General features: G+C 63.3%; 10 protein-coding genes and 1 pseudogene. 9 read left to right on the top strand and 2 right to left on the bottom strand.

Annotated features, from left to right (window positions below):
* Positions 1-6: 6 nt before the first annotated feature.
* Positions 7-705 (bottom strand): FCD domain-containing protein, encoded by a 699-nt coding sequence (locus tag HFC70_RS06955; protein ID WP_168472487.1) that lies wholly within the window; start codon positions 703-705, stop codon positions 7-9.
* Between the two features lie 163 nt (positions 706-868).
* Here HFC70_RS06955 and HFC70_RS06950 point away from each other — a divergent pair, with 163 nt between their 5' ends.
* The 9 genes and pseudogenes from HFC70_RS06950 to HFC70_RS06910 all read left to right on the top strand — a co-directional run bounded on the left by HFC70_RS06950 (position 869) and on the right by HFC70_RS06910 (position 10,668).
* Positions 869-1,675, top strand: a complete 807-nt coding sequence (locus HFC70_RS06950) for an SDR family NAD(P)-dependent oxidoreductase (RefSeq protein WP_168472486.1) — start codon at positions 869-871, stop codon at positions 1,673-1,675.
* A 396-nt stretch (positions 1,676-2,071) separates the two neighbouring features.
* Positions 2,072-3,910 (top strand): TRAP transporter large permease subunit, encoded by a 1,839-nt coding sequence (locus HFC70_RS06945; protein ID WP_246735676.1) that lies wholly within the window; start codon positions 2,072-2,074, stop codon positions 3,908-3,910.
* Between the two features lie 57 nt (positions 3,911-3,967).
* Positions 3,968-4,987, top strand: a complete 1,020-nt coding sequence (locus HFC70_RS06940) for a TRAP transporter substrate-binding protein (RefSeq protein ID WP_168472485.1) — start codon at positions 3,968-3,970, stop codon at positions 4,985-4,987.
* A 25-nt stretch (positions 4,988-5,012) separates the two neighbouring features.
* Positions 5,013-5,891 carry an IclR family transcriptional regulator gene (locus tag HFC70_RS06935; protein ID WP_246735670.1) on the top strand — a complete coding sequence of 293 codons (879 nt, stop codon included), beginning with the start codon at positions 5,013-5,015 and terminating at the stop codon, positions 5,889-5,891.
* A gap of 38 nt (positions 5,892-5,929) precedes the next feature.
* Positions 5,930-7,099, top strand: coding sequence for an acetyl-CoA acetyltransferase (locus HFC70_RS06930; RefSeq protein ID WP_168472484.1), 1,170 nt, complete (start codon positions 5,930-5,932; stop codon positions 7,097-7,099).
* 5 nt (positions 7,100-7,104) lie between these two features.
* A pseudogene (locus HFC70_RS26935) lies at positions 7,105-8,727 on the top strand (acyl-CoA synthetase); the annotation flags it as partial.
* 141 nt (positions 8,728-8,868) lie between these two features.
* Positions 8,869-9,618, top strand: coding sequence for a DUF296 domain-containing protein (locus HFC70_RS27255; protein WP_368669565.1), 750 nt, complete (start codon positions 8,869-8,871; stop codon positions 9,616-9,618).
* Entirely contained in the window at positions 9,615-10,370 is a 756-nt protein-coding gene (locus HFC70_RS06915; protein ID WP_168472483.1) for an SDR family NAD(P)-dependent oxidoreductase, read from the top strand. The genes HFC70_RS27255 and HFC70_RS06915 overlap by 4 nt, the downstream gene beginning before the upstream one ends.
* 160 nt (positions 10,371-10,530) lie before the next feature.
* The gene (locus HFC70_RS06910) at positions 10,531-10,668 is read left to right on the top strand and encodes a DUF1127 domain-containing protein (protein ID WP_168472482.1); all 138 of its coding nucleotides are present in this window, start codon (positions 10,531-10,533) and stop codon (positions 10,666-10,668) included.
* 364 nt (positions 10,669-11,032) lie between these two features.
* Here the strand turns inward: HFC70_RS06910 and HFC70_RS06905 are convergent, their stop codons facing one another.
* Positions 11,033-13,462 carry a methyl-accepting chemotaxis protein gene (locus HFC70_RS06905; RefSeq protein WP_168472481.1) on the bottom strand — a complete coding sequence of 810 codons (2,430 nt, stop codon included), beginning with the start codon at positions 13,460-13,462 and terminating at the stop codon, positions 11,033-11,035.
* Positions 13,463-13,692 lie beyond the last annotated feature (230 nt).

The raw sequence follows: 13,692 nt of genomic DNA, 5'->3' as shown, positions 1-13,692 counted from the left end.
ACCGGATCAAGGCTGCCAGAAGAACCGCTCGATCGCCTTCAGATGCCTGTCCATCGCATCGCAGGCCTCGTTCGCGTTGCCGGCCGCGATCGCCTCGAATATGGCCGCGTGGCCGTCAAAGGCCGCCTGGGCCACGCCCTCATGGGCCAGGGTGACATCGCGTTGCCCGCGCAGCCACCCGGACAAAGCCTGGTTGAGCCCGGACAGCAGCGGACTTTTCGCCGCCTTTACGATGGCTTCGTGAAAGGCGACATCCGTTTCGGCGAATCGGACCGGATCGGTCAAGGCCGCCTGGTTGGCAACGAGACAGGCCTCGATAAGCGAGAGGTCTTCGGGCGTATGGTTGCCGGCAACCTCGCGGACGACGGCGATCTCGATGACGCGGCGCAGATTCTGGAAATCGCGAATACCGGCATTGTGCGTCAGATAGAGCCGTGCCGCCCCCGACAGGGCGGCCACCATGCGATCGAGGCTCGGCTCGGTGACGCGCACGCGTTCACCGTTGCGGATGTCCACCAGGCCCTTCTGCTGCAGCGCCAGCAGCGCCTCGCGGATGGTCAACCGGCTGACCTCGAAACGGGACACCAGCTCCTTCTCGGAGGGCATGACGTCGCCCGGAACCAGTTGCCCGCGGGCAATCATATCCTCCAGCTGCTCGCACACCTGCTCGGAAAGACGCCTTCTGTCCAACGGCTTGTAACCCATGCCCAACCTCTTCTGGAACGACATTTATAACTTATCAGATAGGTTGACAGATAGATAGTCGATCGATACATCTTTTACCGTCGATGGAGCGGGGGCCGGGGAGTGGCAGCGCGACATGGTCACTGCCGGACGAGAGATCCCATATGACGCGGGGAGGCGGACAATGGATCGCATGAAGGACAAGGTCGTGCTGGTGTTCGGCGCCGGATCGATCGGCCCCGGCTGGGGCAACGGCAAGGCGGCGGCGGTTGCCTACGCCCGCGAAGGTGCACGCGTCTCCTGCGTCGACATCAACATCGAAGCCGCCCGCAACACGCTCGACGTCATTCAATCGGAGGGCGGTACCGGTCTGGCGCTTTGCACCGACGTGACCAAGGCCTCCGACATCGATGCAGCGGTTGCCGCAACGATGGACAAATTCGGCCGCATCGACGCCCTGCACAACAATGTCGGCATCAACCTGCCCGGCGGCGCGGCGGAGGCCACAGAAGAGAGCTGGCGGCTCGTGATGGACGTCAACCTGACCAGCGTCTTCCTCGCCTGCCGACGGGTCCTGCCGATCATGGTTGCGCAAGGCGGCGGCGCGATCGTCAACATCTCGTCGCTGGCGTCCATCAGATGGACCGGATATCCCTATGTTTCATATTATGCATCGAAGGCGGCGCTCAATCATTTTACCCGGGCGATCGCCATCGAATATGCCAGCCGCAACATCCGCGCCAATGCCATTCTGCCTGGGGTCATGGACACACCCCATGTCCACAAACAGATCAGCAGCTATTATGGGTCGCCCGAGGAAATGCGCGCCAAACGGGATGCGGTCTCGCCGATGAAGCGTCAGGGTGACGGCTGGGATATCGCATGGGCGTCGGTTTTCCTGGCCTCCGATGAAGCAAAATACATCAACGGCATCGAATTGCCGATCGACGGCGGCTTGCATGCGACGGTGTCGGGAAGTCTGCCCAGTTAGGCTGCATCCAGCCGGAGCCTAGTATTTCGCTCGGCACGGTCTCCACAGGTTCGACTTCGGTTCATCAGCGATGGTTGGTCCATATAATGGAACATTGTGCGATTATAATTTCCAGCTTTGCATTTATGACTTGCAAGAAGGGCTATTTATAATCAGTCTCGACAAAGTTCTCTGGAGGAGAGCTCCATATCATGGACCACAAAGCCGAGGGAGAAGCGGCTGGATGCGCGGGGCTTTGAGAACGTAGGCAATCGGGAGTCGAGGCTGACGGGCGCAATGCGTCCTTCGCGATCAAACCCGCATGCCGACCAAGGATTGAAGCCTGCGTGAGCGGGCCTGCGCAGATGAGGAGGATCTCGCGTGACATTGGCAGAAGATCATGGGGACGATGCCGCGTTGCTCGCCGGGCTGGAAGGCGCGTCGCCGCAGGCCGGCTCCCCCTGGATGCGGCCCGTGGAGGTCGTCGCGGCCAGCCTGCTTGTCGTCATCATTGGCCTGCTTCTGACCGGCGTCGTCTCCCGCTACGTTTTTTCCGTGCCGGTCATCTGGATCGATGAGGTGGCATCGATGTGCTTCCTCTGGCTCGCCATGCTGGGGGCCGCCATGGCGGTGGATCGCAGCGAGCATTTGCGGCTGACGATCTTCGTCAATCTGATATCCCACCGATTTCAAAGCCAGGTCAACACCTTCGCCTTGCTGCTGATGGCGGTGTTCCTGGCCGCCATGCTGCGTCCGGCCATCGAATATGCGCAGGAGGAAGCCTATATCACCTCCGCCGCACTCAACATTCCCATGAGCTGGCGCGCCTCGGCCCTGCCGGCCGGTATCGCTCTGATGCTGGTGCTGGCCGTGATCAATGCGCTGCGTGGCGCGCGGTTCGCGAGCCTGATCGGATCGGTCGTCCTGATCGCCGTCGTGTGCGGGCTTCTGTGGATGCTGTCGCCCACGCTGAAAGAGATCGGCAATTGGAATATTCCCATCTTCCTCGTCGGCTTTGCCGCCCTGTTCCTGGCCCTGGGCGTGCCGATCGCGTTCTGCTTCGGGCTCGGCGCCCTTGCCTTCCTGACCTTCAGCACCTCGGTTCCGACAATCGTGATGATCGGCCGCATGGATGAGGGCATGTCCAGCCTGATCCTGCTCTCGGTGCCGATCTTCGTGCTGCTCGGCTGCGTTCTCGATGCGACCGGAATGGGCAAGGCGATCGTCGAGTTCCTGGCCTCCCTGCTCGGCCATGTCAAAGCCGGCATGTCCTATGTCCTGCTCGGCTCGCTGTTCCTGGTTTCGGGCATTTCCGGCTCGAAAGTGTCCGACATGGCAACCGTGGCGCCGGCGCTCTTTCCGGAAATGAAGCGGCGCGGCCACAAGCCCGCCGAGATGATCGCCCTGCTGGCGACGGGTGCTGCCATGGCCGACACCGTGCCCCCGTCGATCGTTCTCATCGTGCTCGGCTCGGCCGCGGGCGTGTCGATCGCCGGCCTGTTCGTCTCCGGCTTCGTCATCGCCATGGTCCTGCTGATGGTGCTCGCCGTTCTGGCGCGCTGGAAGGCATCGTCCGAGAAGATGGACGGCGTGCGGCGTCCGTCGCTCGCCGTCATCTACCGTACGGCGCTGATTGCCGCGCCCGCGCTTGTGCTGCCCTTCCTGATCCGCTCGGCCGTGGCCCGTGGCGTGGCGACTGCCACCGAAGTGTCGACCATTGCCGTCCTCTACGCCATGATCATCGGCGCCGTTCTCTATGGCGGCATCAGGCGTCAGCGCCTCTATGCCATGCTGGTGGAAACCGCCGCCCTGTCCGGCGCCATCCTGATGATCCTCGGCACCGCATCCGCCATGGCCTGGGCGCTGACCCAGACCGGCTTTGCAGCCCAACTCGTTACAGTGGTCCAGGACCTGCCCGGCGGATGGTTCACCTTCATGGGCGTCACCATCCTGATCTTCATGGTGCTTGGCTGCGTGCTGGAAGGCCTGCCGGCCCTGGTGCTGATGGCGCCAATCATGTTCCCGGTCGCCAGAAGCCTCGGGATCAATGACATCCACTATTCGATGGTCGTGGTCACCGCCATGAACATCGGCCTGATGACGCCGCCGATCGGTATCGGCTTCTACATCGCCTGCAAGATCGGCAACGTGTCGCCCGACGAGGCGATGCGGGCGATCTGGCCCTATATCGGCGCGCTGATGGTCGGCCTCGTGCTGATCGCCGCCGTGCCCTTCTTCTCGACGGCCTTTCTCTGAAGGGCACACGAGACCACAGGACGACCGATGACACGAACGGAAACGGGAGGAAAAACCATGAAGGTCAATCGCAGAACCCTACTTCTCGGCGCAGCCACAGCCGGCATCGCCACGCAATTCGCCATCCGCACCAGGCCGGCCCACGCCGCCGAATTCACCTATAAATTCGCCAACAATCAGACCCTGACCCATCCGATGAACGTCCGGGCCAAGGAGGCGGTCGCCAAGATCCTCGAGGAAAGTTCCGGCCGCGTCGCCATCAACATCTTTCCCTCGAGCCAGCTCGGCGCCGACACCGACATGCTGGGCCAGGTGCGCTCCGGCGGCGTCGAATTCTTCAGCCTTTCGCCGCTGATCCTGTCGACGCTCGTTCCGAATGCTTCTCTGAGCGGCATCGGTTTTGCCTTTCCAAACTACGATGCCGTATGGCCCGCCATGGACGGCGACCTTGGAACCTATGTGCGCGGCGAGATCGCCAAGAAGGGCCTGGTGACGCTCGACAAGATCTGGGACAACGGCTTCCGCCAGATCTCGTCCTCCAAGGGCCCGATCGCCACGCCGGCAGACCTCAAGAGCTTCAAGATCCGCGTACCGGTGAGCCCGCTCTGGACCTCGATGTTCTCCGCCTTCGGCGCCGCACCCGCCAGCATCAACTTCGCCGAGACCTATACGGCATTGCAGACCGGCGTGGTCGACGGACAGGAAAATCCGCTCGCCATCTTGTCGACGGCCAAGCTCTACGAGGTGCAGAAATTCGTCTCGATGACCAATCACATGTGGGACGGTTTCTGGATCCTGGCCAACCGCCGTGCCTGGGAAGCGCTGCCGGACGACATGAAGGACATCGTGTCGCGCAATTTCAACGCCGCCGCCGAGTTGGAGCGCAAGGATGTCATGGCCCTCAACCAGTCCCTGCGCGGCGATCTGGAAGGCCATGGCATGACCTTCAACGTGCCGGATCCGGTGCCGTTCCAGGAAAAGCTGCGCAGCGCCAACTTCTACTCGGACTGGAAGGGCAAATATGGCGACGAAGCCTGGGCCATCCTTGAAAAGGCCGTCGGCAAGTCGCTGACCTGATCGGCAAAGCCGGGACCTCATCACCATGGAACAGATGATCGAGACATTGTCGACCTTGCAGGAGGGCAACGCCGGCGGCTCCGGGGCTCAGGCCGTCGAACGGGCGCTCGGTCTGCTTTCCATTGTCGGGCGCAGCGCCGAAGGCGGCGTGACCCTCGGCGAGGTGGTGAAGAGCAGCGGCCTCAACAAGCCGACCGCCCGGCGCCTGCTGATGGCGCTGATGCGGTCGCGCGTGGTGGAACAGGACCCGGTGTCCCGCCGCTACTATCTCGGCGGCGATCTCTATGTCCTCGGCATGCTGGCGTCGCGGCGGCACGGCCTGCTCGAGATCGCCGGCGAACATCTGCGGCGGCTGTCCGCGGTTTCCGCCGACACCAGCTTCCTGTCGATGCGGCGCGACGACTATGCCGTCTGCCTGCATCGCGAGGAGGGAACCCATCCGGTGCGCACCCATGCCCTCCAGAGCGGCGACCAGAACCCGCTCGGCGTCGGCGCCGGATCGCTGGCGATGCTGGCGGCGCTGCCGGATGCAGAAGCGGAGATGGTGATTGGCCGCATCGAGACGCCGATTGCCGAACACTATCCGGGCTATAGCCCGGAGATCATCCGCGAGGACATCGCCCGGACCCGGCAGGCCGGCTACGCGCTCAATCCCGGCCGCGTGCTGTCCAGTTCCTGGGGCATCGGCATGGCCATTCTCTGGCCGGACGGCCGGGTGGCCGGCGCGCTGTCGATCGCCGCGATCGACAGCCGGATGGATCCTATCCGGCAGGTCGAACTCGCGGCCCTGCTGCGCCAGGAGGTCGATCGCATGCAGATCAAGTTGAAGCGGCTCTTCCAGTCCGGACGGGCTGCCGCGCGGCCTGCCCCGCCCGAAGGCGGCGCACGCATTTCTCAACGTTAGCTCAGGACTTGGAGCATCACGCTCAAAGGAGAAATAGGATGGCAGAAGCACAGATCGTCGGTTGGGCCCATTCGAAATTCGGAAAATCCGAAGCGCCCTCGACACGCGAACTGATGGCTGAGGTGATCAATCCGGCGCTCGCCCATGCCGGGATCCGCGCCCAGGATGTCGACGGCATTTTCGTCGGCGTCTACAATAACGGCTTCTCCAAGCAGGATTTCCAGGGCGCCCTGGTGGCGATGGCCGCCGACGGCTTCGACCATACCCCGGCCGTGCGGCTGGAAAACGCCTGCGCGACGGGATCGGCGGCGCTTTATTCCGCCCTCGACTTCATCGCCGCCGGGCGCGGCAGGATCGCCCTTGTCGTCGGCGCGGAGAAGATGACGGCGCTGCCGACCAGCCAGACCGGCGATATCCTGCTGACGGCGTCGTTCCGCCAGGAGGAGGCCAATGTCGAAGGCGGGTTTGCCGGCCTGTTCGGCCGGATCGCCGGCACCTATTTTCAGCGGTACGGAGATCGCTCCGAGGAATTGGCGATGATCGCCGCGAAAAACCACCACAACGGCATGTCCAACCCTTACGCGCATATGCAGCGCGATTTCTCGGTCGAGTTCTGCAACACCGTGTCGGACAAGAACCCCTATGTCGCAGCGCCCCTGCGACGCACCGACTGCTCGCTCGTCTCGGACGGCGCCGCGTGCCTTGTCATTGCCGACGCGGAGGTGGCCGCCGGCATGCAGCGCGCCATCGCGTTTCGCGCCCGCAAGCATGTCAACGACATCCTCGCCCTGTCGCGCCGCGATCCGACGGCCTTCGACGGCGCGCGGCGGGCATGGAGCGGTGCCCTGCAGGGCGCCGGCCTGTCGCTCAACGATCTCGACCTGGTCGAGACCCACGACTGCTTTACCATCGCCGAACTGATCGAATATGAGGCCATGGGCCTGGCCAGACCCGGCGAAGGCTACAAGGTCGTTCGCGAGGGACTGGCGCGCAAGGATGGACGCCTGCCGATCAACCCGTCGGGCGGCCTGAAGTCCAAGGGCCATCCGATCGGCGCGACCGGCGTCTCGATGCATGTGATGGCCGCGATGCAGCTCAGCGGCGAGGCCGGCGACATGCAGATCCCCAAGGCCGCGATCGCCGGCGTGTTCAACATGGGCGGCGCGGCCGTCGCCAATTACGTGTCCATCCTGGAGCGCGCGAAATGAATGCCATGACACCCGTAGGACAAGAAACGGCGCATCCGAAGGGCGGCGTTGTCCCGCAATCGACGCGGGTCATGAACCTCGCCCATTTCGTGACGCAGGCCGCCCGGCGCGATCCGGATGGGGTGGCGCTGGTATGGGCCGAGCGGACCTGGAGCTGGCGCGAGTTCGAAGCCCGCGTCGACGCGATGGCCTCGGCGCTGCGCGACCGTTTCGGTGTCGCCAAGGGCGACCGCATCCTGGTGCAGTCGCAAAACTGCAACCAGATGTTCGAATCGATGTTTGCCTGCTTCAGGGTCGGCGCCGTTTGGGTGCCGACCAATTTCCGCCAGACGCCGGAGGAAGTGGCCTATCTTGCCAAGGCCAGCGGCGCGACCGGCATGATCTGCAATGCCGCCTTTGCCGACCATGCCGAGGCGGTCAGGCACATGAATCCCGGCGTCGGCTTTGCAATCGCCATCGGCGATGCGCCGTTCGGCCCCTCCTACGATGCCATCGTCGAGGAGCATCGCGGACAGCGGACGGTCGAGGCCAACGTCGAGCGCGACGATCCCTGCTGGTTCTTCTTCACCTCCGGCACGACAGGACGCCCCAAGGCCTCCGTGCTGACCCATGGCCAGCTTGCCTTCGTGATCAACAACCACCTGTGCGACCTGATGCCGGGGCTGACCTCGAGTGATGCGGCCCTGGTCGTGGCGCCCCTGTCCCATGGCGCCGGCGTCCACCAGCTCACGCAGGTGGCCAAGGGCGTCAAGACCATCCTGCTGCCGACGGAACGCTTCGACATCGATGCCGCCTGGCAATTGATCGAACGGTGGCAGGTCTCCACCATGTTCACCGTGCCGACCATCCTGAAACTGCTGGTGGAGCATCCGGCCGTCGAACAATACGACCACTCCTCGCTGCGCTACGTCATCTATGCCGGCGCGCCGATGTATCGCGAAGACCAGAAACGGGCGCTGAGGACGCTTGGGCCGGTCATCGTGCAATATTTCGGGCTTGGCGAGGTGACGGGCAATATCACCGTTCTCGCGCCGGCCCAGCACTCGGCCGAAGACGGCGACGGCGTGAAGATCGGTACCTGTGGGCCGGCACGCACCGGCATCCAGATCTCCATCCAGAACGATACGGGCGAAGAGGTTCAGCCGTTCGAGACCGGCGAAATCTGCTGCATCGGTCCGGCCGTCTTTGCCGGCTATTACGACAATCCGGAGGCCAACGCCAAGGCGTTCCGCAACGGCTGGTTCCGGACCGGCGATCTCGGTCATGTCGATAACGAGGGTTATCTCTACATCACCGGCCGGGCTTCCGACATGTATATTTCCGGCGGCTCGAACGTCTATCCGCGCGAGATCGAGGAGAAGATCCTGACCCATCCGGCCATCAGCGAAGTGGCCGTGCTTGGCATGCCGGACCCGCTCTGGGGCGAAGTCGGCCTGGCGGTCTGCGTCGCAAGGCCGGGCGCAGCGGTCAGCGAGGCGGATCTGGCCGGCCATCTCGACGGCAAGATGGCACGCTACAAACTGCCGAAGCGCTACCTGTTCTGGGATGCCCTGCCCAAATCGGCCTATGGCAAAATCACCAAGAAGCTGATCCGAGAGGAAGTGGAAAAGCGGGGCGACTATGACGCGGGTGCCAGACCGGCAGGCCGGGCCGGCAGTCTCGATGGCCGCCGCATCGTCCATCCCGGCCCGGAAGTGCCCGAGCGTTGGGAGGCGGTGTCGACCAGGCTCAAGCCGATCTCCGGATCCCTGCAGCCCGGCCAGACCGTCATGGCAGCCGTGGCGCGGATGTTTGCCGAGGCCGGCTGCGTGGGCGGCGTTCTGTCGTTGCAAGGTGGTTCCTGCTCTCCCTATCGCTATGTTCTGCCCGCCCTTGCCTCCGACAAGGATCATGCCGCCTGGTACAGCGACACCTTTGCGCCAAAGAACGGCGCATCGATCATCAAGGCGACCGCGATCGTCGGCCGACGCGACGGGGCGCCGTTCCTGCATTGCCACGGCCTGTGGGACACGGGCGAGGACGGCGTCCGCATGGGGCACATGCTGCCGTTCGACTGCGTGATCGAACAGCCGATCGCGGTGACGGGTTTCGGCAGCACCACGGCCCTGTTCGAGGGCCTGCCGGATCCCGAAACCAATTTCACGCTCTTCTCGGTCCAGGGAGATCCGGTCGAAGGCGGCGGCCTGTTTTTGCGGGTGCGGCCGAACGAGGACATTTGCACTACCATCGAAACCGCCTGCCGACACCATGCCATCAAGGAGGCCCGGATCTTCGGGATCGGCAGCATCTATGAGCCGGTGTTCGAAAACGGAAGCCGGATACCCTGCATCGCCACCGAAATCGAGATCGAAAGCGGCCTCGTCGAGACGACCGGCAATGGGCCTCGTGCCACTCTCGACGTGGCCGTCGTCGATGTCGACGGCGCGATCTTCCACGGCCGATTGAAGCACGGCGACAATCCCGTCGGCGTAACATTCGAACTGCTGATCGTCGGCAACGACCCGGAGGCCACCTCATGAACCAGCGCAGCGTTCTCATCACCGGCGCCGGCTCCGGCATCGGGCTTGCCACCACCGAACTGCTGTTGTTGGCCGGATGGCATGTGCTGGCCACCGATCGCGATCAGGCAGCCCTCGACAGGCTCGCCGAGCGTCTGGACAACAAGTCGGACCGGTTGATCTTGCGGCACATGGATGTCACGGACCCGGATGCGGTGGCAAAGGTTGCCTTGGAGTGCCAGGCGCTGACGGCGCCGCTGCTCGCACTGGTCAACAGCGCCGGCATCGGCTCCAGCGTACGGTTCGCCGACACCACGCCGGACATGCTGCGGCGGATCTACGAGATCAACGTCATCGGCGCATTCGCGCTGTCCCAGGCCCTGGCGCCGGTCCTGCGCGACAACGGCGGCGGGTCCATCGTCCATATCGCGTCGGTCTCCGGGCTCAAGGGCAATATGGGGCGCTCTGCCTACGGCGCATCCAAAGGGGCGCTTGTGACGCTGACCAAGATCATGGCGGTCGAACTTGCCGACGACCTGATCCGCGTCAATGCCATCGCCCCCGGCCCGGTCGAAACGCCGATGGTCGCCGATACTCATACGGCCGTCACCCGGCAGGAATGGCACCGGACCGTGCCGATGCGCCGCTACGGAACGCCGGACGAGATCGCCTCGGCGATTGCCTTCCTGGTCGACGGCCGGCAGTCCTCCTACGTGACCGGCCAGATCCTGGCGGTCGACGGCGGCTTCACGGCCGCCGGCATCATGGCCTGAGCAACGGATTGAACGGGTTGAGACAGTCACCATTGGCTGTGCCTGCCGCATGGGCGAGCTATGTCGTGCCAGCGTTTCCGCATGCCTGCAATGAAATCTTATGCCTCCTAAATAGGCGACATAATGACTATATTATGGGCATCAACAAAGGAGCAGAAAAATGAACATTCGTCAGAAGATCCAAGCATTCGCCGCCCGTCGCCGCGCAATCCGCGAACTCTCCGCCCTCGATGACCGCACTCTCAGCGACCTCGGCATTTCGCGTTCGCGCATTCAGGCAGCCGTCGCCGGCAAGTAAGACGACTGGCGGCGATTATGCCGGCAGTCCAATGCAGTGAGAAGAGATGAGCGGCCGTCGACAAGTGTCCGGCCGCTGAAGAGCGGGATTAACACCCTGCTCGCTTGAGGCCAGCCGGAGGCACTTCGTCCGCACTGAGCCAGACTTTCCCTGTAGCAATACCGCGCCTCACCCAACGCCCACATTCATCCCTTGACCGGCAGACGCTGGATCAAGCTTGCTTCGATGCGCTGACGCCGATGATGGCGGCAGCATAATCGAAGCGCAACACCAAGTCTCGATGAGCCCGACAGGGCAACGGAGGCATGGCTTCACGGCCCATGCCCCCGTCTTCTATGGTGAGGCTATTATAGAAAGACTTGCTTTAGAACTCAGACCACCCCTCCTGCTTTACCGCGGCATTGCCGTGGGACACGACGCGGCCGGAATAGGACCGGGCAGGAGCGGCGGCACGCGGCGATGCCATGGCCCGGCCCGTGTCGCGAAGAGCTGCGACCTGCGATGTCTGGTTCTGATCGAACTGGAACTCGCTGATGAGATCGCGTAGCCGGATCGCTTCCGCCTCCAGCGTTGCGCTGGCAGCATTGGTTTCCTCGACCATGGCGGCGTTCTGTTGGGTCACCTGGTCCATCTGGTTGACCGCCGTATTGACCTCGGCCAGCCCGAGCGACTGTTCCCGTGCCGAGGTGGCAATCGAATCCATGTGCTGGTTGACGGTGACGATATAGGTTTCGATCACCTTCAAGGCCTCGCCCGTCTCGCTGACCAGTTTGACGCCACTTTCGACCTCGGCGCTGGAATTGCGGATCAGATCCTTGATCTCCTTTGCCGCCTGGGCCGAGCGCTGCGCCAGTTCGCGCACTTCCTGGGCAACGACTGCGAAACCCTTGCCGGCATCGCCGGCGCGCGCCGCCTCGACGCCCGCATTCAGCGCCAGCAGATTGGTCTGGAAGGCGATCTCGTCGATCACGCCGATGATGTTGGCGATCTGGTTCGACGATTGTTCGATGCGCTGCATGGCATTGACGGCATTGGCCACGACAGTTCCCGACTGGGCGGCGCTGGCATTCGCCTGCATCGCGATGACCCGTGCCTCGTCCGCCCGCTTGGAGGAGTTGGAGACATTTGCGGTGATCTCGTCCAAGGCTGCGGCGGTCTCCTCCAGAGAGGCCGCCTGTTGCTCCGTACGCTTGGCCAAGTCATTGGCGCCCCCGCTGATTTCACGCGAGCCGCTGTCGATGGAGCGGGCGGCATTGGCAACCGAAGCCAACGTGTGCGCCAGCTGACCGACCGCAGAATTGAAGTCGGAGCGCAGGCTCTCGAATTCCGCCGCGAAGGGATCGGCAAGCCGGAAGGCCAGGTCGCCGCTCGCCAGTTGCTTCAGTCCGCGCGCCAGGCCTGACGTCGCCTGCGCCATGGCCTCAGCCTTGACGCGTTCGGCTTCGGCATTGCGGCGGCGTTCCGCGTCGGACATATTGCGTTGCGCATCGGCCTCCTGTTCCAACCGCAGATTGTTCACCGCATTGTCGCGGAACACTTCGACTGCCGCCGCCATGCCACCAATCTCATCGACGCGGCCGACACCAGGGATCTCCGTTGTGGTATCGCCGTCTGCAAGCCGGCGCATGCTGACCGTCATGGCAGAGATCGGGCCGGAAATGCTGCGCGCAACAACCCACATCGCCGCAATGCCGCCGACGGCAACCACGGCGGCGACCAGGATCTGGTAGAGCGTGTCGCTGCCATTGCGGTCTGCCAAGGCAACATCCAGCTCCGTGGCCTGCGCCATGGCGACAGAACGCGGCACGTCGATCATGACGGACCAGGGCGTCGTCGTCCGGCCGATGATAATGGGAGCGAAGGCCTTGAAAGAGTCTTCGCTTGCCTGAACCTCCGCCTTGCCGCCCTGGATGGTCGCAAGATACGGCGTCAGACCCGAATTGCCTTCGTCGAACGGCCGGCCGATCATGCCGGCATCCTGGCTTGAGGCAACGATCAGGCCTTTATAGCTGACGATTTCGACCTGCGCCTTGCCGTCATAGATCGACGACTTCACCTGCTCGGCAAGCTTTTGGACGAACGAAAGGTCGAAGTCGGCGCCGGCCACGCCGCGAAACTTACCGTCGATGGTGATCGGCACGGACATGGTGGCGAGATAGACGTTCTTGCCCTGAACGACATAGGGCAGCGGATCGAGAATGCTTTCGCCGCCGCCATTCTGCGGGCCGATATACCAGCCGCCTTTCATGACGCCGTTGGGATGCAGCGCGCTGCTGTCGTATTCGACCAGGGGCTGCACGGCGATCTTGCCCTGCGCGTCGCGGGTCCAGTAGGGCAGGAAGCGGCCCGTCGCATCGGAGCCGACATCCGCGCGGTTGCGGAACTCGCTGTCCTTTCCGTCCAGAGCGTCTGGCTCCCAGGCGCTGTAGGTGCCGTTGAACCGCTCGTTGTCCTTGAGGAGATTGAGCAGAATGGCGTTGAACTGTTCCCGGCGCGCGCCGGACGGCGTTGCGGCAGCATCCGACGCGGCAGCGACCTCGAAGATGCGTGCCGTATTGCGGGCGGCATCGAAGGCATTGTCCAGGGATGACCGGATGGCGCCCGCCTGGGTGGTCGCCAGCGTCTGCAGGCTTTCCCGCGTCTTGGTTTCGATAAGACTGCTGACCTTGTCGCCGACGAAGGACTGGCTGTTGGCGGCAGCGATGATGCCGTAGCCGACCAGTGCTCCCGTGGCGGCGAGAACACAAACACCGGACAGCACGGCGATCTTCAATTGAATGGAGCGGAAACGCATTTTGACCTCTATTAGACAGTGTTGACCGGCCGGTGCGCGCTTTTGGGACGAGCGACGACACGCCGATAAGAGGTTCTAAATGTTAATTAATTCCGAAATGCTTATTCAGCAATGGCGAAAGTTTCCACATATATGCCTAAAGTCTAATCCGAAATATTGACATTAGGCAATTACTGCGCCGCATCGTCCGAAAACCGCTCATTTGTCAATATTCGCGCATGATATTTCAG

This window comes from Agrobacterium sp. a22-2, assembly GCF_012276985.1.
Taxonomy (GTDB): Bacteria; Pseudomonadota; Alphaproteobacteria; order Rhizobiales; family Rhizobiaceae; genus Allorhizobium.
This window is presented reverse-complemented; position numbering and strand designations above follow the sequence as displayed.

Coding starts and splice junctions, on each gene's coding strand:
- HFC70_RS06955 (WP_168472487.1), bottom strand. CDS start 705: ATGGGTTACAAGCCGTTGGACAGAAGGCGTCTTTCCGAGCAGGTGTGC.
- HFC70_RS06950 (WP_168472486.1), top strand. CDS start 869: ATGGATCGCATGAAGGACAAGGTCGTGCTGGTGTTCGGCGCCGGATCG.
- HFC70_RS06940 (WP_168472485.1), top strand. CDS start 3,968: ATGAAGGTCAATCGCAGAACCCTACTTCTCGGCGCAGCCACAGCCGGC.
- HFC70_RS06935 (WP_246735670.1), top strand. CDS start 5,013: ATGGAACAGATGATCGAGACATTGTCGACCTTGCAGGAGGGCAACGCC.
- HFC70_RS06930 (WP_168472484.1), top strand. CDS start 5,930: ATGGCAGAAGCACAGATCGTCGGTTGGGCCCATTCGAAATTCGGAAAA.
- HFC70_RS27255 (WP_368669565.1), top strand. CDS start 8,869: ATGGCAGCCGTGGCGCGGATGTTTGCCGAGGCCGGCTGCGTGGGCGGC.
- HFC70_RS06915 (WP_168472483.1), top strand. CDS start 9,615: ATGAACCAGCGCAGCGTTCTCATCACCGGCGCCGGCTCCGGCATCGGG.
- HFC70_RS06910 (WP_168472482.1), top strand. CDS start 10,531: ATGAACATTCGTCAGAAGATCCAAGCATTCGCCGCCCGTCGCCGCGCA.
- HFC70_RS06905 (WP_168472481.1), bottom strand. CDS start 13,462: ATGCGTTTCCGCTCCATTCAATTGAAGATCGCCGTGCTGTCCGGTGTT.